This is a genomic window from Miniimonas arenae, assembly GCF_006351005.1.
Taxonomy (GTDB): Bacteria; Actinomycetota; Actinomycetes; order Actinomycetales; family Beutenbergiaceae; genus Miniimonas; species Miniimonas arenae.
This window is the reverse complement of sequence record NZ_VENP01000005.1, coordinates 54485-77041: the sequence shown is the minus strand read 5'-3', so window position 1 is coordinate 77041 and position 22557 is coordinate 54485. Positions and strand designations below refer to the sequence as shown.

18 protein-coding genes, 1 tRNA gene and 1 pseudogene are annotated in these 22557 nt (G+C 73.5%); 9 read left to right on the top strand and 11 right to left on the bottom strand.

What is annotated here, in order from left to right; genetic code table 11:
- Positions 1 to 7 precede the first annotated feature (7 nt).
- Positions 8 to 1606: an ABC-F family ATP-binding cassette domain-containing protein gene (locus FH969_RS02815; protein WP_139985957.1), complete on the bottom strand. Its 1599-nt coding sequence runs from the start codon at positions 1604 to 1606 to the stop codon at positions 8 to 10.
- 54 nt (positions 1607 to 1660) lie between these two features.
- Positions 1661 to 2263, bottom strand: a complete 603-nt coding sequence (locus FH969_RS02810; protein WP_139985955.1) for a biotin transporter BioY — start codon at positions 2261 to 2263, stop codon at positions 1661 to 1663.
- 153 nt (positions 2264 to 2416) lie between these two features.
- Here FH969_RS02810 and ypfJ point away from each other — a divergent pair, with 153 nt between their 5' ends.
- Positions 2417 to 3340, top strand: coding sequence for a KPN_02809 family neutral zinc metallopeptidase (gene ypfJ, locus FH969_RS02805; protein WP_139985953.1), 924 nt, complete (start codon positions 2417 to 2419; stop codon positions 3338 to 3340).
- 76 nt (positions 3341 to 3416) lie between these two features.
- Here ypfJ and FH969_RS02800 read toward each other — a convergent pair whose 3' ends face one another.
- Positions 3417 to 4715: a glycosyltransferase gene (locus FH969_RS02800; RefSeq protein ID WP_139985951.1), complete on the bottom strand. Its 1299-nt coding sequence runs from the start codon at positions 4713 to 4715 to the stop codon at positions 3417 to 3419.
- Positions 4716 to 4772: 57 nt separating this feature from the next.
- On the bottom strand, positions 4773 to 7010 hold the full coding sequence (locus tag FH969_RS02795; protein WP_139985949.1) for a glycoside hydrolase domain-containing protein: 2238 nt from the start codon (positions 7008 to 7010) through the stop codon (positions 4773 to 4775).
- Between the two features lie 162 nt (positions 7011 to 7172).
- Between FH969_RS02795 and FH969_RS02790 the strand changes: the two genes are divergently transcribed.
- Together FH969_RS02790 and FH969_RS02785 are read left to right on the top strand one after the other, a co-directional pair.
- A complete protein-coding gene (locus tag FH969_RS02790) occupies positions 7173 to 8963 on the top strand; it encodes an FAD-dependent oxidoreductase (protein ID WP_281285319.1) in 1791 nt (596 codons plus the stop codon).
- The gene (locus FH969_RS02785) at positions 8947 to 9225 is read left to right on the top strand and encodes a metal-sensitive transcriptional regulator (protein ID WP_108717620.1); all 279 of its coding nucleotides are present in this window, start codon (positions 8947 to 8949) and stop codon (positions 9223 to 9225) included. The genes FH969_RS02790 and FH969_RS02785 overlap by 17 nt, the downstream gene beginning before the upstream one ends.
- Before the next feature lie 247 nt (positions 9226 to 9472).
- Here the strand turns inward: FH969_RS02785 and FH969_RS02780 are convergent.
- The 5 genes and pseudogenes from FH969_RS02780 to FH969_RS15090 form a co-directional block, all read right to left on the bottom strand.
- Positions 9473 to 10679, bottom strand: a pseudogene (locus FH969_RS02780) (arginine deiminase).
- Between the two features lie 130 nt (positions 10680 to 10809).
- A tRNA-Val gene (locus tag FH969_RS02775) sits at positions 10810 to 10883 on the bottom strand.
- Positions 10884 to 10897: 14 nt separating this feature from the next.
- Positions 10898 to 12028 (bottom strand): CPBP family intramembrane glutamic endopeptidase, encoded by a 1131-nt coding sequence (locus FH969_RS02770; RefSeq protein ID WP_139985945.1) that lies wholly within the window; start codon positions 12026 to 12028, stop codon positions 10898 to 10900.
- 9 nt (positions 12029 to 12037) lie between these two features.
- On the bottom strand, positions 12038 to 12511 hold the full coding sequence (locus FH969_RS15095) for a redoxin domain-containing protein (protein ID WP_281285324.1): 474 nt from the start codon (positions 12509 to 12511) through the stop codon (positions 12038 to 12040).
- An 8-nt stretch (positions 12512 to 12519) separates the two neighbouring features.
- Positions 12520 to 12942, bottom strand: a complete 423-nt coding sequence (locus FH969_RS15090; RefSeq protein ID WP_108717623.1) for a DUF3052 domain-containing protein — start codon at positions 12940 to 12942, stop codon at positions 12520 to 12522.
- A 280-nt stretch (positions 12943 to 13222) separates the two neighbouring features.
- Here FH969_RS15090 and aceE point away from each other — a divergent pair, with 280 nt between their 5' ends.
- Entirely contained in the window at positions 13223 to 15982 is a 2760-nt protein-coding gene (aceE, locus tag FH969_RS02760) for a pyruvate dehydrogenase (acetyl-transferring), homodimeric type (RefSeq protein ID WP_139985941.1), read from the top strand.
- 120 nt (positions 15983 to 16102) lie between these two features.
- On the opposite strand, the gene FH969_RS02755 is transcribed toward aceE, so the two are convergent.
- On the bottom strand, positions 16103 to 16750 hold the full coding sequence (locus tag FH969_RS02755) for a hypothetical protein (protein ID WP_139985939.1): 648 nt from the start codon (positions 16748 to 16750) through the stop codon (positions 16103 to 16105).
- Between the two features lie 191 nt (positions 16751 to 16941).
- On the opposite strand from FH969_RS02755, the gene FH969_RS02750 reads away from it, so the two are divergent.
- The 5 genes from FH969_RS02750 (at position 16942) to FH969_RS02730 (ending at position 21909) form a co-directional block, all read left to right on the top strand.
- A complete protein-coding gene (locus tag FH969_RS02750) occupies positions 16942 to 18123 on the top strand; it encodes a PucR family transcriptional regulator (protein ID WP_342776986.1) in 1182 nt (393 codons plus the stop codon).
- 78 nt (positions 18124 to 18201) lie between these two features.
- Positions 18202 to 19176, top strand: coding sequence for an ACP S-malonyltransferase (locus tag FH969_RS02745; RefSeq protein WP_139985937.1), 975 nt, complete (start codon positions 18202 to 18204; stop codon positions 19174 to 19176).
- Positions 19173 to 20201: a beta-ketoacyl-ACP synthase III gene (locus FH969_RS02740; protein ID WP_108717627.1), complete on the top strand. Its 1029-nt coding sequence runs from the start codon at positions 19173 to 19175 to the stop codon at positions 20199 to 20201. Before FH969_RS02745 ends, FH969_RS02740 begins: the two co-directional genes overlap by 4 nt.
- Before the next feature lie 124 nt (positions 20202 to 20325).
- On the top strand, positions 20326 to 20574 hold the full coding sequence (locus tag FH969_RS02735) for an acyl carrier protein (protein ID WP_108717628.1): 249 nt from the start codon (positions 20326 to 20328) through the stop codon (positions 20572 to 20574).
- Between the two features lie 114 nt (positions 20575 to 20688).
- Positions 20689 to 21909, top strand: a complete 1221-nt coding sequence (locus tag FH969_RS02730) for a beta-ketoacyl-[acyl-carrier-protein] synthase family protein (RefSeq protein ID WP_139985935.1) — start codon at positions 20689 to 20691, stop codon at positions 21907 to 21909.
- Positions 21910 to 21997: 88 nt separating this feature from the next.
- Here FH969_RS02730 and FH969_RS02725 read toward each other — a convergent pair whose 3' ends face one another.
- Positions 21998 to 22495 carry a DUF3145 domain-containing protein gene (locus FH969_RS02725; RefSeq protein ID WP_139985933.1) on the bottom strand — a complete coding sequence of 166 codons (498 nt, stop codon included), beginning with the start codon at positions 22493 to 22495 and terminating at the stop codon, positions 21998 to 22000.
- Between the last annotated feature and the right edge of the window lie 62 nt (positions 22496 to 22557).

Below are 22557 nucleotides of genomic sequence, written 5' to 3'. Positions count from 1 at the left end.
TCGCGTCCTACGCGAGCGAGACGAGCTCGGCGTACTCGACGTTCCAGAGGTCCTCGTCGCCGTCGGGCAGCAGGAGGACGCGCTCGGGCTCGAGCGCCTCCACGGCGCCCTCGTCGTGCGTGACGAGCACGACGGCGCCCGCGTACGTCCGCAGAGCGGCCAGGATCTCCGCGCGGCTCGCGGGGTCGAGGTTGTTGGTCGGCTCGTCCAGCAGCAGCACGTTCGCGGCGGACACGACGAGCGTCGCGAGCGCGAGCCGCGTCTTCTCCCCGCCGGACAGGACGCCCGCGGGCTTGTCGGCGTCGTCCCCGGAGAACAGGAACGAGCCCAGCACGCTGCGCACCTGCGTGTCGGTGAGGTCCGGGGCCGCGTGCCGCAGGTTCTCCACGACGGTCGCGGAGGTGTCGAGGGTGTCGTGCTCCTGCGCGTAGTAGCCGATCTTCAGCCCGTGGCCGGGTTCCACCTGGCCCGTGTCGGGCGCCTCGACGCCGCCGAGGATGCGCAGCAGCGTCGTCTTGCCCGCACCGTTGAGGCCGAGCACGACGACCCGGGACCCGCGGTCGATCGCGAGGTCGACGCCCGTGAAGACCTCCTGCGAGCCGTAGCTCTTGGACAGGTCGGACGCACGCAGCGGCGTGCGCCCGCACGGCGCCGGCTCGGGGAACCGCAGCTTGGCGACCTTGTCGGCCGCGCGGGTCTCCTCCAGGCCCGAGAGCATCCGCTCGGCGCGCCGCGCCATGTTCTGCGCCGCGACCGCCTTCGTCGCCTTCGCGCGCATCTTGTCCGCCTGCGCCAGGAGCGTGGCGGCCTTCTTCTCGGCGTTCGCGCGCTCGCGGCGGCGGCGCTTCTCGTCCGTCTCGCGCTGCGTGAGGTAGGCGTCCCAGCCGAGGTTGTACACGTCGATGACCGCGCGGTTGGCGTCGAGGTGGAACACCTTGTTCACCGTGGCCCGCAGGAGCTCGACGTCGTGGGAGATGACGACGAAGCCGCCGGGGTAGGCCAGCAGGTAGTCGCGCAACCACACGATCGAATCGGCGTCGAGGTGGTTGGTCGGCTCGTCCAGGAGCAGCGTGCGCGCGCCCGAGAAGAGGATGCGGGCGAGCTCGACCCGGCGGCGCTGACCGCCCGACAGCGTCCGCAGCTCCTGGTCCAGGACGCGCGTGGGCAGGCCGAGGTTGCTCGTGATGCGGGCCGCCTCGGCCTCGGCGGTCCAGCCGCCGCGCGCGAGGAACGTGTTCTCCAGCCGCTCGTAGCGGGCCATCGCGGCGTCCCGCTCGGCGCCCGTGGTCTCGGCCATCGCGATCTCGGCCTTGCGCATGTTGCGGATCGTGGCGTCCAGGCCGCGCGCCGACAGCACCCGGTCGCGGGCGAGCACCTCGAGGTCGCCCGTGCGCGGGTCCTGCGGCAGGTAGCCGACGTCGTCGGAGCGGATGACACTGCCACCGGTCGGCTGGGCCTCGCCCGCGAGGATCTTGGTCAGCGTGGTCTTGCCGGCGCCGTTGCGCCCGACGAGTCCGATCCGGTCACCCGAGTCGATGCGCAGCGACGCGTCGCTGAGCAGGGTCCGCGCGCCGATGCGGATCTCGAGGGCCTGGGTGGTGATCACGTGGCACGAGTCTACGGCCCGCGCACAGCGCGCTCAGCGCTGCGCGCCCGGTCCTCAGCGCTGCGCGCGACGCACCAGCGCCCATGCCGAGGGCAGCAGCACCGCGGCGACGATCGCCTTGACCGTGTCCCCGAGCAGGAACGGCACGACGCCGAGCCCGAGCGCCGTCGGCAGGTCCACCCCCAGGTAGGCCGTCAGCCAGGGCACGCCGAACGCGTAGACGGTGACGTTGCCCGCGAGCATCGCGCCGATCGTGCCCCAGACCGAGCGGTCGGCCCCGCGCCGCGCGAGGGCGCCGACCACGGCGGCCGCGACGACGTAGCCCAGGAGGTAGCCGAACGACGCGAACTGCCAGCCGCTCGCGCCCCCGGCGAACCAGCCCACGCCCGCGACGCCTGCGAGCAGGTAGAGGCCGAGCGACGCCGTCGCGCGGGCCGGCCCGAGGGCGGCGCCGACGACGAGCACGCCGAAGGTGCCGAGCGACAGTGGCACGGGCGTGAAGGGCAAGGGAACGGCCACCTGGGAGAGCACCGCGACCAGCGCGGTGCCGGCGAGCACGAGGGCGGCGGTGACCGCGGCGCCGCGGGCGCGGCCGGCGCCGGCGGGAACGAGGTCGGCGAGCACGGGGCGGCGCAGGGCCGCGGTGGAGGTCGTCACGGTTCCCCACCGTAGGGGCGGGACGCCCGACGGCGAAGGCACGCCACCCCACCAACTCGCCTCGGTCGCTTTGTCGGGATCGTGCATCCCCGCGGCGGGGCCTACCCTCCACGACAGGGGCCTGGCCCATCCGTCATCAGGAAGGAGAGGGACATGACGTTCAACCCGAACGCGAGCAGCTCGGGCGGCCGCGTGCGCCGCGGGGGTGGCAGCCGGGCGCGGACCGGTGGGGTCGCCGTCGGCGGCGGGCTCGGCGTGGTCGGCATCATCGTGCTGATCCTCATGAACGTGCTCGGCGGCGGTGGCGGCGGCGGCACGCTCGACATCCCCGGCCTGACGAGCCAGAACCAGGCGGAGTACGAGAACCCCGAGGGCGAGTCGATCGCCGACTGCACCACCGGCGCCGACGCCAACGAGGACGTCTCCTGCCGGATGGAGTTCACCGCCCTCTCGCTCGACGACTACTGGGGCGCGACCCTGCCGCAGCAGGCCGGCATCGAGTACGAGCTGCCCGACTTCGTGCTGTTCACCGGGCAGACGAGCACCGGGTGCGGGGCGGCGACCTCCGCCGTCGGGCCGTTCTACTGTCCGCCCGACCGCACCGTGTACATCGACACCACGTTCTTCGAGGAGCTGCAGTCCCGCTACGGCGCGAGCGGCGGACCGCTTGCCGAGCTCTACGTCGTGGCGCACGAGTTCGGTCACCACATCCAGAACCAGCTCGGCACGATGAGCACGATCGACCAGAGCGCGACCGGACCGACGTCGGACTCCGTGCGCCTGGAGCTGCAGGCCGACTGCTACGCCGGGATGTGGGTCCGCGGCGCGTCGCAGACGAAGGACGAGAACGGGGTCACCTACCTCGAGCCGCCGACGCGGCAGGACATCGAGGACGCGCTCTCGGCGGCCGCCGCCGTGGGCGACGACCACATCCAGGAGACGTTCCAGGGCCAGGTGACGCCCCACACGTGGACGCACGGCAGCTCCGAGCAGCGCCAGCGCTGGTTCCTCGTGGGGCACGACCAGGGCTCCCTCGCGGCCTGCGACACGTTCGCGGTGTCCGACGGCGAGCTGTAGGCGCTGGCGAGGCCGTGAGCCGAGGCACGGCAGCGGGGACGCCGGGCGCACGTGGCGCCCCCGCCGTCGTGCGGTCTCAGGCGGCGACCGTCTCCCCCACGGCCACCTCGAGCTGACCGAGCATGCGGTCCAGGACTGTCGCCCGGTCGAACTGGAGCGCGTAGTCCCGCGCCCGCGCCTCCCACGCCTCGCGCTCGTCGCCCTCGAGCGCGACGGCGGCCGCGAGCGCCACGGCGATCGCGTCCGGATCCTGCACGCCGACGATCATCGCGGTGTCCCCCACGGCCTCGGGCACGCCACCCGTCGTCGTCGTGATGACGGGGCCGCCGCCCGCGAGCATCTTCTCCACGACGGCGATGCCGAACGTCTCGACGAACTCCGCTCGCGGCAGCGTGGGCAGGCAGAACGCGCGCGAGCCGGCCATGAGCGCGGGCTTCTCCTCGTCGTCGACGTCGGTGAGCACGTGGATGCGGCCGGCGAGCGGTGACGCCGCGGCGAGCGCCGCGATCTCCTCCTCCTGCGGTCCGCGGCCGGCGACGACGAGCCGGACCCGGTCGGCGATCCCGCTGCGCGCGTAGCCCTCGAGCAGGTCCGGCACTCCCTTGGCCTCGGTGAGCCGGGACAGGAACAGCACGTACGGCTCGTCCGGGATGCCGCGCCGCGCGAGCACCGCGCCGGCCCCGGCCGGGTCGACGCCCAGGTAGCTCGCGGTGTCCAGCGCCGGGTAGGAGATCCCGACCTGCGCCTGGCAGCGCGCGGCGAACGACGTCCCGAGGCCGGCGTCCACCTCGGCGGCCGCGGCCACGATGAGCTCCTTGGTGTACTCCGAGACGGCCACGCAGCAGTCGTTCGCGAGGTAGGTGCCCAGCACGTGCGCGGCCGCCCCGTAGCGCTGCTGCGCGACGGCGGTGCGCACCACGTTCGTGATGTCGGAGCCGACCGCCTCGGCGACGGTGAGGACGTCGACCGGGAGCCCGGTGCGGTGCGCGGCCGTGACGGCCTCCTGCACCGCGAGCGTGTGCGGGGAGAGGTAGAGCGAGAGGCAGATGGTCGGCACGCCGTCGGTGAACAGCTCCACGAGCCGGCCGACCACGCCGCCGGTGTAGCGCCCGTCCACCACGCGGTAGTCCCCCACGGGCTCGGGGCGCTCCACCGTGATGCCGTCGCTGTAGGGCAGGAGGTGCTCGAGCGGCTTGAGCGGCAGGCCGGCGGCCTCGAGCCGGTCCAGCGGCCAGGTGACGATCCTGACCTCGGTGAAGCCGCGCAGCAGCGCCGCCTCGGCGAGGTTGCGCGCCTCCACGGAGTGGCCGCAGATGACGGGGTCGGCGCGGACGACGATGACGAGGCGGCGGTAGCGGTCCAGCAGTGCGGTCATGTCGGGCTCCTTCGGTCGAGCCGGGCAGGTGGGGTCGGTGCGATCAGGGTCGGTAGGTCACAGCGGCGGCCAGGAGTCCGGCGCCGGGCCGGTCAGGGGTGTGGAGGGCGGGCGGGTCGTGGTGCCCCACGCCGTCGGGCGGTCGCTGAGGCTCACCACCAGCTCACCGCCGGCGTGCAGCCGCGTGCCGGTGAGGTACGCGGCGTCCAGGGGCTCGCCGTCAAGCGTCACGCCCTCGACGTACTGCACCGGACCGCCCGGCTCGGGTTCTCGGAAGCCGCGCGTACGCAGGGCGAGCAGGCCGCCGGGCACGTCGACCTCGGCCTCGGCGAACGAGGGCGGGTGCAGCAGCACGAGGTTCTGGCCCGCGACGGGGAACAGGCCCAGCGCGGCCCAGACGTACCAGGAGGACAGGCCGCCGGAGTCGTCGTTGCCGGGCAGGCCGCCGCGGCCGGGACCGAACATCTGGTGCACGACGCCGTGCACCACCTCCGCGGTCCGGTCCGGTCGCCCGGCGTACAGGTAGGCCCACGGCGCGTCCATGTCGGGCTCGTTGTTGAGGCCCTCGAAGCGGCCCAGCGCGTACCCGGCGGCGAGCTCGGCACGACCGGGCCGCAGCCCGGGCTGCGTGACCGGGTCCGCGCCGTAGCCGAAGAAGGTGTCGAGCAGGGCGACGAACGCCGCGTCGCCCCCGACCCCCGCGATCCGGGTCGCCATGTCGTGCAGGAGGCGGAAGGAGTAGTTCCAGGTGGTGCCCTCGTAGAACGTCGAGTCGCGCAGCAGCCCCGTCGCGCGGTCGAACGCGCGCGTCCAGCCGCCGGCGAAGCGCGCCATCTCCGCGTGCAGCGCGCGGTCGCCCACGTGCTCGGCGATCTGCGCGGTGCACCAGTAGCCGAACGCCAGGTCCAGGACGTGGGTGACCGGCTGCGTCATGCCGGCGAGCAGGTACTCCTCGCCGTAGGTGCGCCGCAGGTCGGCCGTCATGTGCACGAGTGCCCAGTCCCAGTCCACGCCGTTCAGGCCCAGCGCGCAGAGGTCGGCCAGGAGGGTGTGCGCCAGCGCGCTCGCCTGCCGGGAGAACCGGTCCGCGCCGCGCGCCATCCGGTAGCCGATCGGGAAGTTGCCCTCCTCCTCGCAGATCCGCAGCAGCGCGTTGGCCAGCTCCACGGACCGCTCCGGCCGCAGCAGCGTCATGAGCGGGAACTGCGTGCGGTACATGTCCCACATCGTCGAGATGTCGAACACGAACGGTCCCGAGGCCGGCCAGAACGGGCTCTCCTCGGGCGCGAAGCTGGGCTTGAGGAGCGAGTGGTAGAGCGCCGTCGCGAACACCGTGCGACGCTCGGTGGACGGCGTGTCGACGCGGATCGCGTCGACGTGCTGGGCCCAGGCCGCGCGCGTCGCGGCGCGGCGGGAGTCGAAGGCCGGTCCCGCGACGGTGCCCGACGGCGAGCAGTCCGCCGCGAGGTTGGCGCGCGCCTGGTCCGTGCCGCGCAGGGAGAACCCCATCCGCAGCTCGACCACCTGGCCCGCCGCCGTGGGACCGGACCACATGAGGCCGAAGGTGCGCAGCGTCGTCGGGCGGATGTCGTGGAAGTCCAGGCGCGACCCACCGGGCATGAGGCGGCGGTCGTACCAGAGCAGCTGGCGCATGCCCGGCGCGTCGACCTCGAAGTGCACCGCGAGCGGTGCGCCCTCCACCACGACCTCGCCGCTCGCGACGCCGGGCCCGTGGGACTGCAGCGAGGCGCGCAGCGGCACGGTCGCGCCGTAGGGCACCTCGATCCCGCCGTGGGAGAGGTCCACGACGACGCGGGCGTCGTGGTGGCGAGGGAACGTGTACCGGTGCACCGCGCTCTTGGGGCCGACCGTGATCTCGGCCGTGATACCGCTGGACAGCAGGGTGCGGTAGTAGCCAGGGCTTGCCTCCTCCTCGAGGATCTCCCACGTCTCGCCGAGGTCGTCCAGCCGCTGCAGCATCGGGGTGACCCGCAGGTAGTTGTAGTACTTGCGGATCGCTCCGGTGCCGGACTGCTGGAAGTGCGTGAAGCCGGAGGCGACGTGCGCGTCGAGGAACGGGACCGGCAGCCCCTCGGTGCCGAGCTCGTACGGCCCGTACCCCGTGGGGTACCCGCCGGAGTAGGCGCACGCGGAGACCATGCCGAACGGGTAGGCGGCGCCCGGGTGGGTGTTGCCGACCTGCGGCTTGGGCCACCACCAGGTGGCGGCCAGGCCGGTGGGCGCCGGCAGGTCGGTGCCGGCAGTCCCGATGAACGGGTCCACGTGCTCGAGCATCCCCGCTCCCTCCGCTCGCCCGCGGGACCGGTGGAGCCGCGTGGCCTCACGCTAGGTGCCCGCATGTGTCCGCCGGGTTACGACCGGTTACGGGTGGAGACATACCGGGCGTGCACACCGATCACATGGCGACCCCGATACCCCGTGGGGTATAGTCGGACCGTGACGCAAGCACCGAAGACAGCTCAGGCGCCCACCGCTGCCGGTGGCCCAACCAGGATCGTCGTCGTGGGGGGCGTTGCCGGCGGAATGAGCTGCGCGGCGCGCGCGCGGCGCCTCGACGAGACCGCGCAGATCACCGTGCTCGAGCGCGGGGCGTTCGTGTCGTACGCGAGTTGCGGCCTGCCGTACCACGTGGGCGGGGAGATCGAGGACACCGGCCGCCTGCTCGTGCAGACGCCGGGCTCCCTGAGGGCCGCGCTTGACCTCGACGTGCGCACGGGGCACGACGTCGTCGCGCTCGACCCCGTCCGTCGCACGGTGACCGTGCGTGCCGCGGGCGGCACCAGCGAGGTCGGCTTCGACGCGCTCGTGCTCGCCGTCGGCGCCTGTCCGGTGCGCCCCCCGATCGACGGGCTCGACTCTCCCCGGGTGCGCACGCTGCGCACCGTGGGCGACGCCGTCGGGCTCCGGCGCGACATCGAGGACGGCGCACGCCGCGCGCTCGTGCTCGGTGCGGGCTTCATCGGCCTCGAGGCGGCCGAGGCGCTGGCCCGGCGGGGCCTCGCCGTGACGGTCGTCGAGCTCGCCGACCACGTGCTGCCCCCGCTCGAGCCCGAGCTCGCACACCTGGTCACGACCGAGCTGCGCGAGCTCGGCGTGAACGTCCGGGTGGGCGTGGGTGCCGCCGCGATCGAGCAGGGTGTCGACGAGGACGTCGTGGTGCTGACCGACGGCCACCGCGTCCCCGCCGACCTCGTGGTGCTGTCGGTCGGCGTGCGCCCGGACACCGCGATCGTCGAGGCGGCCGGCATCGCGTGCGAGGCGGGCGCGATCATCGTTGACGAGCACGGCCGTACCTCGGCGCCGGGCGTCTGGGCGGTCGGCGACGCCACCGTGTCCTCCGACGCCGTGACCGGCGCCCGGCGGCCCGTCCCGCTCGCCGGACCCGCCAACCGTGCCGGACGGCTCGTCGCCGACGACATCCTGCGCCCGGGCTCCGCGCGACCGATCTCCGGTCCGGTCGGGACCGCGATCGTGCGCGTCGGAAGGCTGACGGCGGCAATCACCGGGGCGAACCGGGCGGCGCTCGACCGGGCCGGGACGCCCCACCGCACGCTCCATCTGCACCCGCTGCAGCACGCCGGATACTTCCCCGGCGCCGACCCGATCCACCTCGTCGTACACGTCGCCCAGGACGGCGGTCGCCTGCTCGGCGCCCAGGCGGTGGGCACCGACGGCGTCGACCGTCGGATCGACGTGCTCGCTACCGCCATCAGGGCCGGCCTCGACGCGGGCGACCTCATCGACCTCGACCTCGCGTACTCCCCGCCGTACGGACAGGCCAAGGACGCCGTCAACCTCGCCGGGATGGTCGCGACGAACGTGCTCGACGGCACCCTTCGCCTCTGGTACAGCGAGGATCTGCCCGAGGTCCGGGAGACCGCGCTCGTGCTCGACGTGCGCAGCACGGCCGAGTACACCACCGGGCACCTGCCCGGCTCGCTCAACGTCCCGCACACCGAGCTGCGGGCTCGCCTGGACGAGGTGCGGGGCGCGGCCGCAGGGCGTCCGGTTCGGGTGTTGTGCGCCTCGGGCGTGCGCTCGGCGATCGCGCACCGCGTACTCGCACAGTCCGGGTTCGACTCCGCCTCCCTGTCCGGGGGCATGCTGACGCTGCGTGCCGTCCTCGGCGACGCCGCTGACGACGTCCTCCACGTCCCCGCGCCGTCCTCGTGCCCGTCGGTGCCTGACACCTCAACCCCTGGAGCCCGCCGTGCCTTCCAGCCCTGATCCTGACGCTCAGCGTCGCGCCCTCAACCGCCTGCGGCGCGCCCGCGGGCAGCTCAACGCCGTGATCGACGCGGTCGAGAACGGCGGCTCGTGCCGCGACGTGGTCACCCAGCTCGCGGCCGTGTCCGCCGCGCTCGACCGGGCGGGGTTCACCATCATCGCGACCGCCATGAAGGACTGCGTCGCGTCGCCCGACGGTGAGCGCGAGGTCGACGGCCTCACCACCGAGGAACTCGAGAAGCTCTTCCTCACGCTCGCCTGACTCGTCACGCCCACCCGCCACCCGACCTCCTCCGAAGGAGCCCCCATGTGCCGCGCCGTCACCTGTCGAACCTGTGGGAAGACCACGTGGGCCGGTTGCGGCCAGCACGTCGCCGACGTCAGGCGCACCGTCCCGGCCGCGCAGTGGTGCGCCGGACATGCCTGCACCGCCTCGCAGAGCACCCCGACCGGCTTCCTGGCTCGCCTCTTCAGGCGCTGACCTCGCCAGGGCGGCGAGCGCAGGCGGGTCAGTCCAGCGGGTCCCGAGCGATCGGGCAGGTCATGCAGTGACCGCCCCCGCTGCCCCGGCCCAGCTCGGCGCCGACGATGGTGATCACCTCGACGCCGGCCCGGCGCAGCGCGGCGTTGGTCAAGGTGTTCCGGTCGTAGGTGAACACGACGCCGGGCTCGACGGCGATGGCGTTGTTCCCCGGAGTCCCAACCCTGGCGCTCCGATGCGTAGACGTCGCCCGCCGTCGTCACGACGCGCAGCGTGGGCAGCTCGAGCGCGCGGGCCACCACGTCGACGAAGGCGGTGTCGCCCTCGTCCGTGACCTCCACGCCGGGTGCTGTGTCCGAGGGACGCAAGGTGAACGCGTGGATGCCGTCGACGATCGCGGGGTGCACGGTGACCAGATCCCGGTCGGCGAACGTGAACACGGTGTCGAGGTGCATCGCGGCGCGAAACCGGGGCATCCCCGCCACGACGACCCGTTCCGCAGCCCCGGCGTCGAACAGCGCCCTCGCGAGCTGCGTGATCGCCTGCCGCGAGGTCCTCTCGCTCATGCCCACGAGGACGGTCGCGTTGCCGACGGGCATGACGTCGCCGCCCTCGAGCGTGGCCTGCACCCAGTCCTGCTCCGGATCGCCCCACCACACCCTCGAGTCCCGGTACTCCGGGTGGAACGTGTAGATCGCCGTCATCAGCAGGGTCTCGTCCTGGCGCGCCGGCCAGTACAGCGGGTTCAGCGTCACGCCGCCTCACATCCAGCAGGTGGTGTCCCGCGTGTAGAGGGTGGGCAGCGGCGGTAGCAGGAACTCGGACCCGCCGGTCGACTCGCGTTCGACGGTGGCGTAGTCGGCGCGGTAGTCGGCGGGCAGATCCGTCGTCGCGAGGCCACCCACGACGAAGCGCGCAAGCTCGCGCTCGGAGAGGGAGTTGAGGTAGGCGCGGGTACCTTCCACGAGACCCAGACCGACTTTGTTGGGCACGACCGCGCGATCCAGGAACCATGCCTTCGCCTCAGCAAGCGCCAGCGTCTGCGCCAGCAGGTCGTGAAGCTCCATGACCTCAACACCGCGGTCCGTCAGCTTGTCCACGAAGTCGAGGTGGTCCCGCTGCGCCGCCTCGACCCACAGCACGTCGTCGAAGAGCAGGTCGTCAGAGTTGCTCGGCGTGAGACGCTCGTGGTCGAGCCCCGGCGCGCACACCAGCACCTCGCGCAGGCGTCCCACCTCCGAGTGGACACGTGGTCGACCGACGACGGCGTTGACGTGGCGGCCATGGCGTCTCCTCGCCGACGGTGTGTGTGGACCCTGCGAACGCGAGCGTGGCGAGGGGCGAACCGCCCGGGTCTTGCGCCGGTGGGCCCAGAGGGGCTCGAACCCTCGACCTCCGCGGTGTAAGCGCGGCGCTCTGACCAGCTGAGCTATAGGCCCGACGGCGGACCAGCCTAACGGTCGCGCATTGGGTACCCCGCCGCGGCGACGGGCGCGGGAGCAGCCACGTACGGCGGCGGCACCGGGACGGGCAGCGGCATTGTCGCGCCGTGCTCCGGCCACGGCGAGCGGCGCTGCAGCCCGGTGCGGTTCGCGAGCACCTCGACTACCCAGCAGTAGAGGAACGACGTGATCGCGGTGATGAGCACCCCGGTGAGCGAGCCGCCCTCGTCGGACTGCGCCGTCGAGCCCAGCACGCCCGAGGCGAGCATGAGGAAGATGCCCACGTTGTTCGCGACGTGCAGCGCGATGGCCGCCTCGAGGCCCCCGGTGCGCAGCGTGAGCCACATCGCGGCGAGCGCGAACGTCCCGACGTCGGCCAGCCCCCACGGGTCGTACACGTGCCCCGCGACGAACAGCGCGGTCGGGATCACCACGACGAGCACGCGGGACCACCAGCGCCGCGGCAGCCAGGAGCCGAGCGCCTGCACCAGAAGCCCGCGGAACGCGTACTCCTCGGCAGCGGCCTGGAACGGCACGAGCAGCACGACGACTAGCACGCTCGCCACGAGCGTGGGCCAGGGTGTCCAGGCCGGCGTGAGCTCCTCGCCGAACGCGAGCGAGAGCAGCAGGCTGCCGCCGAGCGAGACGACGATCGTCGCGCCGGCGACGAGCGCGCACCGGCGCAGCCAGCCCCACCGCAGCCGGTAGGCGACCGAGGCGACGTGTCCCGTCGGCACGAACCCCACGATCCGCAGCCCCAGGTAGACGCTCGGGATGATGACGCCGAGCGAGAGCAGCGTGATCGCGAGGTCGAGCGGCCGCGCCGCGTCCAGGGTGACCAGCCGGTTCAGCCAGTCGAACAAGCCCGCGTCGGTGAGCTGCACGTCCCCGCGCAGTACCGACAGCATGAGCCCGACGCCGAACACGGGCGTCTGCAGCGCCACGAACAGGCCGCCCGCGGCGACCAGGGCCAGCAGCATCCGCCACCACGACCAGCGCGCGAGGGTCCGGGGCAGCCGCTCGTACGGCGTCGCGGCGTCGCCGACCGGTGCGCCGGCTGCGGCGCCCGAGCGAACCTTGCGTGTCGGCTCGGGGAACGCGGGGAGCGGGCGGTCGCCGGGCGGGAGGACGGGGACGCTCACGCTGGCACGCTACCTCGCGAGCGCGGCGACGGCGCGCTGCGCCTCGGCCACGTCGCGCTCGACCCCGCCGGGGCTGGTCGTGGTCCACCGGACCGTACCCACACCGTCGAGCAGCACGGTGCGCCGACGCGGTGTGCCACGGACCTCGTCGAAGGCGCCGAACGCGGTCGTGACCGCGCCGTGCGGCCAGAAGTCCGAGGCGAGGTCGACGCCGTCGGGCAGCTCGAGCGCGGTGCGCCACGCGGCGAGCGTGGCGGGCGAGTCGCACGAGACGACGACGAGGCGGACGGGTGGGACCGGGCGCGGAGTCGTGGCCGACGCGGGAGCGCCGAACGCCGCGGCATGCGCGACCACCTCGCGCGTGCACACGGGCGTGAAGGCGCCCGGCACGAACAGCAGGAGCGCGGGCCGGCCGCGCAGGTCGCGCTCCGTCAGCGCGGCGCCGTAGGGCAGCGCCAGCGTGAACGAGGGCGCCCTCGTCAGCGGCGGCGTCAGCGCCCGCGACCCTTGGCGACGAGGCGCACCCCGAGCCAGGCGGGCGCGGCCGCGATCGAGGTGGTGGTCTGCAGGCCCGCGGTGCGCGCGGCCTCGCCGATCTCCGCGGGGCGGACATGGCCGTGCGCACCCGCCTTGGGCACGAGCACCCAGATCAGGCCGCCGTCGTCGAGCGCGCTCGAGACGTCGACGAGCAGGTCCTCGAGGTCGGTGGAGTCGCCGTCGCCCGAGCGCCACCACACGATGGCGGAGTCCGTGACGTCGCCGTAGTCCTCGTCGACGAGCTCGATCCCGAGTCCCTCGAGCGCGTCACGGACGTCCTCGTCGACGTCGTCGTCGTAGCCCCACTCCTGGATCACCTGCCCGGTGCGGAACCCGAACCGGGTGCCCTCGACGCCCGGGTCGCTGGTCGATGCCACGCCTTCTGTCCCTTCGTGATGGAGGTCATGCCGTGCGTCACGGTGGTGTTCGTCACGCCACCGCGCCGTGTCCAGCAGGGTGTGCCCGCGAGACTACCGCCCGCACGCGCCCTTCGCGCAGGTGGGAACGCGCCGTCGGGCCGCCGGGCCCCGGTTGCCAGCCCGCGCGGCCGTCCCGCGCTGGATAGGCTGTGCAAGGCGCTTGACCCACGCGGTCCCGCGCCCGCAGGCCCGGTACTCACGGGTCCGATGGCGGCCCCTGCCACGCGCGCGGGCCCTGATGCTGAAGGAGCGCACGTCTGTGACCACAGCCGACTCCGTCTCGCTCGACGCCGACGACGCCGAGGAGCGCCAGGAGTGGATCGAATCGCTCGACGCCCTCGTCCACGCCCGCGGTGAGGACCACGCCGCCGACGTCGTGCACGCCGTCCTGGGACACGCGACGCAGCGTGGCCTCCAGGTCCCCGGCGTCGTGACGACCCCGCACATCAACACGATCGACCCCGAGGACGAGCCCGAGTTCCCCGGCGACGAGGAGATCGAGAACCGCTACCGCGACTACCTGCGGTGGAACTCCGCCGTCATGGTGACGCGGGCGCAGCGCCCGGGGGTCGCCGTCGGCGGCCACATCTCCTCCTACGCGTCGGTGGCCACGCTCTACGAGGTCGGCCTCAACCACTTCTTCCGCGGCAAGGACCACCCCGGCGGCGGCGACTCCGTCTACTTCCAGGGGCACGCCTCCCCCGGCATGTACGCCCGCGCGTTCCTCGAGGGCCGTTTGTCCGCGGACCGCCTCGACGGCTTCCGCCAGGAGCTCTCCCACCCCGCGGGCGGCCTGCCGTCCTACCCGCACCCCCGGCTCATGCCGGACTTCTGGGAGTTCCCCACCGTCTCGATGGGTCTGGGCCCCTCGGGTGCGATCTACCAGGCGTGGACGAACCGCTACCTGCACCTGCGCGGCATCAAGGACACCTCCGAGCAGCGCGTCTGGGCCTTCCTCGGCGACGGCGAGATGGACGAGCCGGAGTCGCGCGGTCTCCTGCACGTCGCCGCGAACCAGAAGCTGGACAACCTCACGTTCGTGGTCAACTGCAACCTGCAGCGCCTCGACGGCCCGGTCCGTGGCAACGGCAGCATCATCACCGAGCTCGAGGGCTTCTTCCGCGGCGCCGGCTGGAACGTCATCAAGGTCGTGTGGGGCCGCGAGTGGGACGACCTGCTTGCCAAGGACACCGACGGCGCGCTCGTCGACCTCATGTCCACCACGACCGACGGCGACTACCAGACCTTCAAGGCGGAGTCGGGTGCGTTCATCCGCGAGCACTTCTTCGGGCGCGACCCGCGCACCAAGGAGATGGTCGCGGACCTGTCCGACGACACCATCTGGGCGATGAAGCGCGGCGGCCACGACACGCGCAAGATCTACGCCGCCTACAAGGCCGCGACGTCGCACGTCGGCGCGCCCACGGTGATCCTCGCGCACACCGTGAAGGGCTACGGCCTCGGCCCGCACTTCGCGGCGCGCAACGCGACCCACCAGATGAAGAAGCTCAAGCCGGAGGACGCCAAGCTCCTGCGCGACGCGCTCGACATCCCGCTCACGGACGCCCAGCTGGAGGAGAACCCTTACCTCCCGCCGTACTTCCACCCCGGCTTCGAGGCGCCGGAGATCGAGTACATGATGGAGCGCCGGCGCACGCTCGGCGGCTTCGTGCCCGAGCGCCGCCCGGAGCACAAGCCCGTCACGCTGCCCGGCGAGAAGACCTACGCGCTGCTCGCGAAGGGCTCGGGCCAGCAGGAGGTCGCCACCACGATGGCGTTCGTCCGGCTGTTCAAGGACCTCATCAAGGACAAGGAGTTCGGCCGCCGGATCGTGCCGATCATCCCCGACGAGGCCCGCACCTTCGGCCTGGACTCGATCTTCCCGAGCGCGAAGATCTTCAACACCCTCGGCCAGAACTACCTCCCGGTGGACCGCGAGCTCATGCTGAGCTACAAGGAGGCCGAGGCCGGGCAGATCATGCACACCGGGATCAACGAGGCCGGCTCGGCCTCCGCGTTCCAGGCCGTCGGCACGTCCTACGCCACGCACGGCGAGGTCCTCGTGCCGTTCTACATCTACTACTCGATGTTCGGCTTCCAGCGCACGGGCGACCAGTTCTGGGCGGCCGGGGACCAGATGACCCGCGGCTTCCTCATCGGCGCCACGGCCGGACGGACCACGCTGACCGGCGAGGGCCTCCAGCACGCCGACGGCCACTCGCCCCTGCTGGCGGGGACGAACCACGCCGTGGTGCACTACGACCCGGCCTACGGGTACGAGATCCGGCACATCGTGCGCGACGGCATCGAGCGGATGTACGGCCCCGACGGCGCGCAGGGCCTCCTGCCCGGCGAGCGCGACCGCAACGTCATCTACTACCTCACGGTCTACAACGAGCCGATGCTGCAGCCGGTCGAGCCGGAGAACGTCGACGTCGAGGGCATCCTGCGCGGCATCTACCAGCTCGCGGCGCCCGACGGCGAGGGACCGCAGGTGCAGCTCCTCGCCTCCGGCGTGGCCGTGCCGTGGGCGCTCGAGGCGCGCCAGATCCTCGCCGAGGAGTGGGGCGTGCGGGCCGGCGTGTGGTCGGTCACCTCGTGGTCGGAGCTGCGCCGCGAGGCCCTGGCCGCCGACCGGGAGGCGTTCGTGCACCCCGACCGCGAGCCGCGCGTGCCCTACCTCACGCAGAAGCTGCAGGGTGCGGGCGGCCCGTTCGTCGCTACGTCGGACTACGACCACCTCGTGGCCGACCAGATCCGGCAGTGGGTGCCCGGCGACTACGCGGTGCTCGGCGCCGACGGGTTCGGCCTGTCCGACACCCGCCCGGCCGTGCGGCGCCACTTCCTCATCGACAGCCACTCGCTGGTCGCCAAGGCGCTGCAGACGCTCGCCCGCCGCGGCGAGATCGACCGGTCGGTGCCGGCGCAGGCCGTGGAGCGCTACCAGCTGCTCGACGTGACCGCGGGTCGCACCGGCTCCGCGGGTGGGGACGCCTGAGCCTCCCGGCTCACCACATCGCACGCACCACATCGCACGCACACGACGGCGAAGGGGCGCCTCCCGAGCGGGAGGCGCCCCTTCGCCGTCGTACGTCGTGCTGGTGCGGGTGCGGGTTCGTCAGGCCTGCTGCTCCTTCTCCGCGTAGGCCACGAGGTCCTCGACGTCGTCGAGGCGGGGCGAGCCGGAGGACTCCAGCAGCGAGTCGAGCAGGCGCCGCGCCTCGGCGACCCGGCCGGACTCCAGCGCGGCGAGCACGATCTCGCGGCCGGCCTCGACGTCGCGGCTCGCGAGCTCCCAGTGCGCCACGCCGAAGGCGATCGCCTCGGCGGAGGCGCCGGCGTCGCGCAGCATCGCGACGGCGTGCGTGAGGGCGAGCCCGGTGGTCTCGCGCTCGCACGCGAGGCTGAGCCGACGCATCGCGGCCTCGTGGTCCGAGCCGAGCGAGAGCCGGGCGAGCACGATGAGCGGCAGCCAGGCGCGGGGCTGACCCGCGAGCTCCTCGGCCAGCGCCCACACGGCGTGGTTCTGCCGCACCTGCGGGTCGACGTGCTCGGCGATGAGCGGGTCGGGCTGCGTGCCCTCGTCCGCGCGCTCGCGCACGATCTCGACGAGCGCGTCGAACGCGTCCTCGTCGTTGGGGTCGGCCGCGAGCACGGCCCGCAGCTCGTCCTCGCGGGGGGTCGTCTCGCGGTGCGTGAGCGTCTTCTTCGCGCCCTCGGGATCGTGCCGCTCGGCGAGTCGTCGCAACCAGCTCATCAATGCCATTTCTTGACCATATCGGGATCCTGGCGAACCGGCACGGGTGCTACCCCCGCTCTGCCCGTCCGCACCCGCGTCCGCCGAGGCCGCACCCGGCCCGACGGCGTGCCTCGCCCGGCCGCGCCGCCCACCCGTCGTTGTGCCTCCTCTACAACAGGCGGGCGCCGGTGACGACACGGCGGCAGTATCCTCGGCGCGTGAGAAGGCGCGCCGACCCGGAGACGATCGCCCGCCTGCGCCAGCGCACCGCGATGCTCACGGCCGCCGCGACGCGCCGCCTGGACGCCGAGGCCGCCTGGTACCGCGCCCTCCCGGCCGACGACCGGTCGTGGATCGGCGTGGTGGCCTCCTCCGGCATCACCGCGTTCATCGACTGGTACGAGAACCCGGCGCCCACCACGTACAACGCGGCCGAGATCTTCCGCGCCGCGCCGCCGGAGCTCATCCGGTCCATCTCGCTGCAGCACGCGCTCGCGCTCGTCCGCCTCATCGTCGAGGTGGTCGAGGCGCACACGGGTGAGATCGCCACGCCCGCGGGCGAGTCGGAGCTGCGCGAGGCCGTGCTCGTCTACTCCCGCGAGGTCGCGTTCTCCGCGGCCGAGGTCTACGCCCGGGCCGCCGAGGCCCGCGGCGCCTGGGACGCGCGCACCGAGGCCCTCACGGTCGACGCGATGCTGCGCGGTGACGACGACGACAACCTGCGCAGCCGCGTCGCGACGCTCGGCTGGGCGGGCACAGGCCAGGTGATGGCGGTGGTCGGGACCGTGGAGTCGCCCGTGCACGAGGGCATCGCGTCGGACCTGCGGCGCGCGGCGCGCCGGGCCGCGGGCGACGCTCTGGTCGGTCTGCACGGCAACCGCGCCATCGTCATCATGGGCGGCCCCGGCCCGCTGCGGGCGGCGGCCGACGCCCTGCTCCCCCTGCTCGGACCCGGCCCGGTGGTGCTCGGCCCGCCGGTCGACGACGTCATGCGCGCGGGCCACTCGGCACGGGTCGCCCTCGCGGGCCTGGCCGCCGCACCGGGCTGGCCGGGCGCGCCGCGGCCGGCGGCCGCGCACGACCTGCTGCCCGAGCGGCTGCTCGGCGGCGATGCCGAGGCGGCGCGCACGCTGCGCGAGGAGATCGTCGCCCCGCTGGAGGCCGCGGCCGGCCCGCTGGTGGAGACGCTCGGTGCTTACCTGGACTCCGGCCGCTCGCTCGAGGCCGCCGCCCGGGCCCTGTTCGTGCACCCCAACACGGTCCGCTACCGGCTGCGCCGGGTGACCCAGGTGACGGGCTGGGACGCCACGGACGCGCGCGAGGGGTTCGTGCTCCAGGTGGCTCTCGTGGTCGGCCGGCTGGGGCGGACGCCGGTCGCGCGCCCCTCGGTGACTCCGTAGGTTTCCTACAAAGAGCCCGCGGCGCCTTCGTCCGCGCCGTGACCCGGTGCGGCCGCCCCGAGACGGCATGCTTGCCTGGTGCTCGCCATCCTCGCGCCCGGACAGGGCGCCCAGACCCCCGCCATGCTCGCGCCCTGGCTGGAGCTGCCCGGCGTCGCCGACCAGCTCGGCGAGCTCGCCGAGGCGGCCGGTGTCGACCTCCTCGCGCACGGCACCGTCTCCGACGCGGACACCATCCGCGACACCGCGATCGCGCAGCCCCTCATCGTCGCGGCGTCCCTGCTCTCATTCCGTCAGCTGCTCGCGCGCCTGGACGCCACGGCGACCGACGTCGCCGACGTCGCCGCCGGACACTCCGTGGGCGAGCTCGCCGCGGCCGCGGTGGCCGGCGTGCTGACCGACGCCTCCGCCGTCGCGCTCGTCGGCGAGCGAGCCCGCCTCATGGCGAGCGCGGCCGCCGAGAACCCGTCCGGCATGGCCGCGGTGCTCGGGGGCGACCCGGACGAGGTCGCCGCCGCCATCGAGGCCGCCGGCGCGTGGCCCGCGAACGTCAACGGCGGCGGGCAGGTCGTCGCCGCCGGGACGCACGAGGCGATCGCCGCGCTCGTGGCCGCACCGCCCGCCAAGGCGCGCGTCGTGCCGCTGCAGGTGGCCGGCGCCTTCCACACCCCGCTCATGGCGAGCGCCGGCACCGCGTTCGCGGCGGTCGCCGCGTCGTGGGAGGCCACCGACCCGGTGCTCCCGCTGCTGTCGAACGCCGACGGCGAGGTCGTGACCGACCGGCACGACGCTCTCGCCCGGATCGCGCGTCAGATCACCTCGCCCGTGCGCTGGGACCTGTGCCAGGCCACCCTCGCCGAGCGGGGCGTGACCGCAGTCCTCGAGCTCGCGCCCGGCGGCGTCCTCACGGGGCTGGCCCGGCGTACGCTGCCCGACGTGGTCCGCGTGGCCATCAAGAGTCCGGACGACCTCGGGGCCGCGGCCGAGCTCGTCGCCGAGCACGCGCTGAGCCGGACCGAGACCCCACAGACGGGACGCAAGGGAGACGCATGACCCAGCTCACCTCGATCCAGCCGGTCGCCGGGACCCGCATCCTCGGGATCGGTGGCTTCCGCGGCGAACGCGTGGTGCCGAACGACGAGATCATCGCGCCGATCGACTCCAGCGACGAGTGGATCCGCCAGCGCACCGGCATCGTGACGCGCCGCCGCGCTGCGGAGAGCACCACGATCCTCGACATGGCGGTCGCGGCCGCGAACGAGGCGCTCGAGATGGCCGGCACGACGCCGGACGAGCTCGACGTCGTCCTCCTGTCGACAGTCACCTACTTCGAGCAGACCCCGGCCCTGGCGGCCCGCGTGGCCGACGCGATCGGCGCCACCCCCGCGGCGGCGTACGACGTGTCCGCGGCGTGCGCCGGCTACTGCTACGGCATCGGCCAGGCCGACGCGCTCGTGCGCTCGGGTCAGGCGCGCAAGGTGCTCGTGATCGGCGTCGAGCGGATGAGCGACTTCATCGACCCGACCGACCGGTCGATCTCGTTCCTGCTGGGCGACGGCGCCGGTGCGGCCGTCGTGGGTCCCGCCGACGTGCCCGGGATCGGGCCGACCGTCTGGGGCGCGGACGGCTCGCTCGCCGGCCACATCTACCAGACCGACAGCTGGCTCAACCTGCGCGAGGGCACCGGGAACGACACGCCCGCGGACATCCAGGGCGGCACGTGGCCCACCCTGCGCCAGAACGGGCCGAGCGTCTTCAAGTGGGTCATCACGAACGTCCCGGACATCGCCCGCCGCGCGGTCGAGGCGGCCGGGCTCACGATGGCCGACATCGACGTGTTCGTCCCGCACCAGGCGAACCTGCGGATCACCGACCAGCTCGTGAAGACCCTCGGGCTGCGCGAGGACGTCGTGGTCGCGCGGGACATCGTGGAGACCGGGAACACCTCGGCCGCCTCCATCCCGCTCGCCACCGAGCGCCTGCTCCGCGAGGGCCAGGCCCGCTCGGGTCAGGTCGCGCTGCAGATCGGCTTCGGCGCCGGGATGGCGTTCGCGGCGCAGGTCGTGCTGCTGCCCTGACGCACTCCCCCGCGCCGAACCACCGCCCCGGGCAGCCTGCCGCTCCCGACGGCGGACTGCTGGAACACTGGACCCGCACATCGAACCGACCGGGCGAACCCCGCCCCGCACCAAGGAGAAGAGCATGGCTTTCACCGAGCAGGAGATCCTCGCCGGCCTCGCCGAGATCGTGAACGAGGAGACCGGTCTGCCGGCCGACTCCGTCGAGCTCGACAAGTCCTTCACCGACGACCTCGACATCGACTCGCTGTCGATGATGACGATCGTCACGCAGGCCGAGGACAAGTTCGGCGTCACCATCCCGGACGACGAGGTCAAGAACCTCGTCACCGTGGGCGACGCCGTCTCGTTCATCGCCGGCGCCCAGGCCTGAGCACGTCCCCGCGGCACACGCCGCGGTGAGTCGACGGGGCGTCCGGCCGCGAAGCGGCGCCGGGCGCCCCGTCGACGTCGTCCCCCACCACCCGCTCGGAACGAGGAGACAACGATGAGTGACGCGAACGTCGTCGTGACCGGGCTCGGCACCACGTCGCCGCTCGGCGGGAACGTCGCCGACACGTGGGCGGCCGCACTCGCCGGCACCCCTGGCGCCGCCACGCTCGAGCACGACTGGGTCGAGCGCTACGAGCTGCCCGTGCGCTTCGCGGCCGAGGTCGCCGTCGAGCCGGCCGAGGTGCTGTCGGTGCCCGAGACCCGCCGGATGGACCGCTCCGCGCAGCTCGCGATGATCGCGGCGCGCGAGGCGTGGGCCGACGCGGGCACGCCCGAGGTCGACGGCCTGCGGCTCGGCGTCGTGATCGGCACCGGCCTGGGTGGCCTCTGGACGCTCATGAACGCGTGGGACACGCTCAAGGAGCGCGGCCCGCGCCGCGTGCTGCCCCTCACGGTCCCGATGCTCATGCCCAACTCCTCCGCCGCCTACGTCTCGATCGAGCTGGGCGCCAAGGCGGGCACGCACGCCACCGTCTCCGCGTGCGCCTCCGGCGCCGAGGCGATCGCCTACGCCAAGGAGATGATCGCCACCGGTCGTGCCGACGTCGTGGTCGCCGGCGGCACCGAGGCGTGCATCCACGCGCTGCCGATCGCGGCCTTCGCCCGCATGCAGGCGCTCTCGACCCGCAACGACTCCCCCGAGACCGCGTCGCGACCCTACGACGAGACGCGTGACGGCTTCGTCCTGGGCGAGGGCGCCGGTGTCGTGGTGCTCGAGCGCGAGGAGTACGCCCGCGCCCGCGGCGCCCGCGTGCACGGCCGGATCGCCGGTGCGGGGCTCAGCTCCGACGCGGGCGACATCGCCGCCCCGGACTCCGCCGGCCAGGCCCGCGCGATGCGCGACGCGCTCACCGACGCCGGCCTCACGCCGCAGGACGTGGTGCACGCCAACGCGCACGCGACCTCCACGCCCGCCGGCGACATCGGCGAGGCAGAGGCGATCCACAGCGTGCTGGGCGACGTCGTGGTATCGGGCACAAAGTCCATGACCGGGCACCTGCTCGGCGGCGCCGGCGCGCTCGAGACGATCTTCACGGTGCTGGCGCTGCGCGACCGCGTGGCTCCCCCGACGATCAACCTCACGACGCCGGACCCGCGCCTGCCCGTCGACGTCGCCACGGCGCCGCGCCCCCTGCCCGAGGGCGACATCGCGGCGCTGAACAACTCCTTCGGCTTCGGCGGCCACAACGTGAGCCTGCTGGTCACCACCGCCTGACGCGCGAGGTGCCCGACGGCGAAGGCCCGGTCCGTACGGACCGGGCCTTCGCCGTCAGGCAGGGTCGGAGAACGGTGGGCCGGGCGCCTCAGCCGACGCGGTGCAGCCAGCGCACGGGCGCGCCGGCGCCGGCGTAGCGGAACGGCTCCAGCTCGTCGTCCCAGGCCTGACCGAGCGCGAGGTCGAGCGCCTCGGCGAGCCGCGCGGGATCGCCGGCGTACACGAGGGCGGCGCGGATGCGGTCCTCGGGGACGACGACGTTGCCGACGCGGTCGGTCTGCGCGTGGAAGATCCCGAGCCCGGGGGTGTGCGACCAGCGCGACCCGTCGGTCGTGGTGGTGGCCTCCTCGGTCACCTCGTAGCGCAGGTGGTCCCAGCCGCGCAGCGCGGAGGTCAGCCGCGCGCCCGTGCCGACGGGGCCGGTCCAGGACAGCTCGGCGCGCATCGTGCCGGGCGCGGCGGGCTGCGGCGTCCAGTCGACGACGGGACGCCCGCCGAGCACGGACGTCGCCGCCCACTCGACGTGCGGGCACAGCGCGCGGGGCGCTGAGTGCACGAAAAGAACACCGCGGGTGGTACCCGGCATGTCGACCCTCCTCACTCGAGATACGTCTTCCCCAACGAATCTCGCCCGAGGCGGTACGGCAC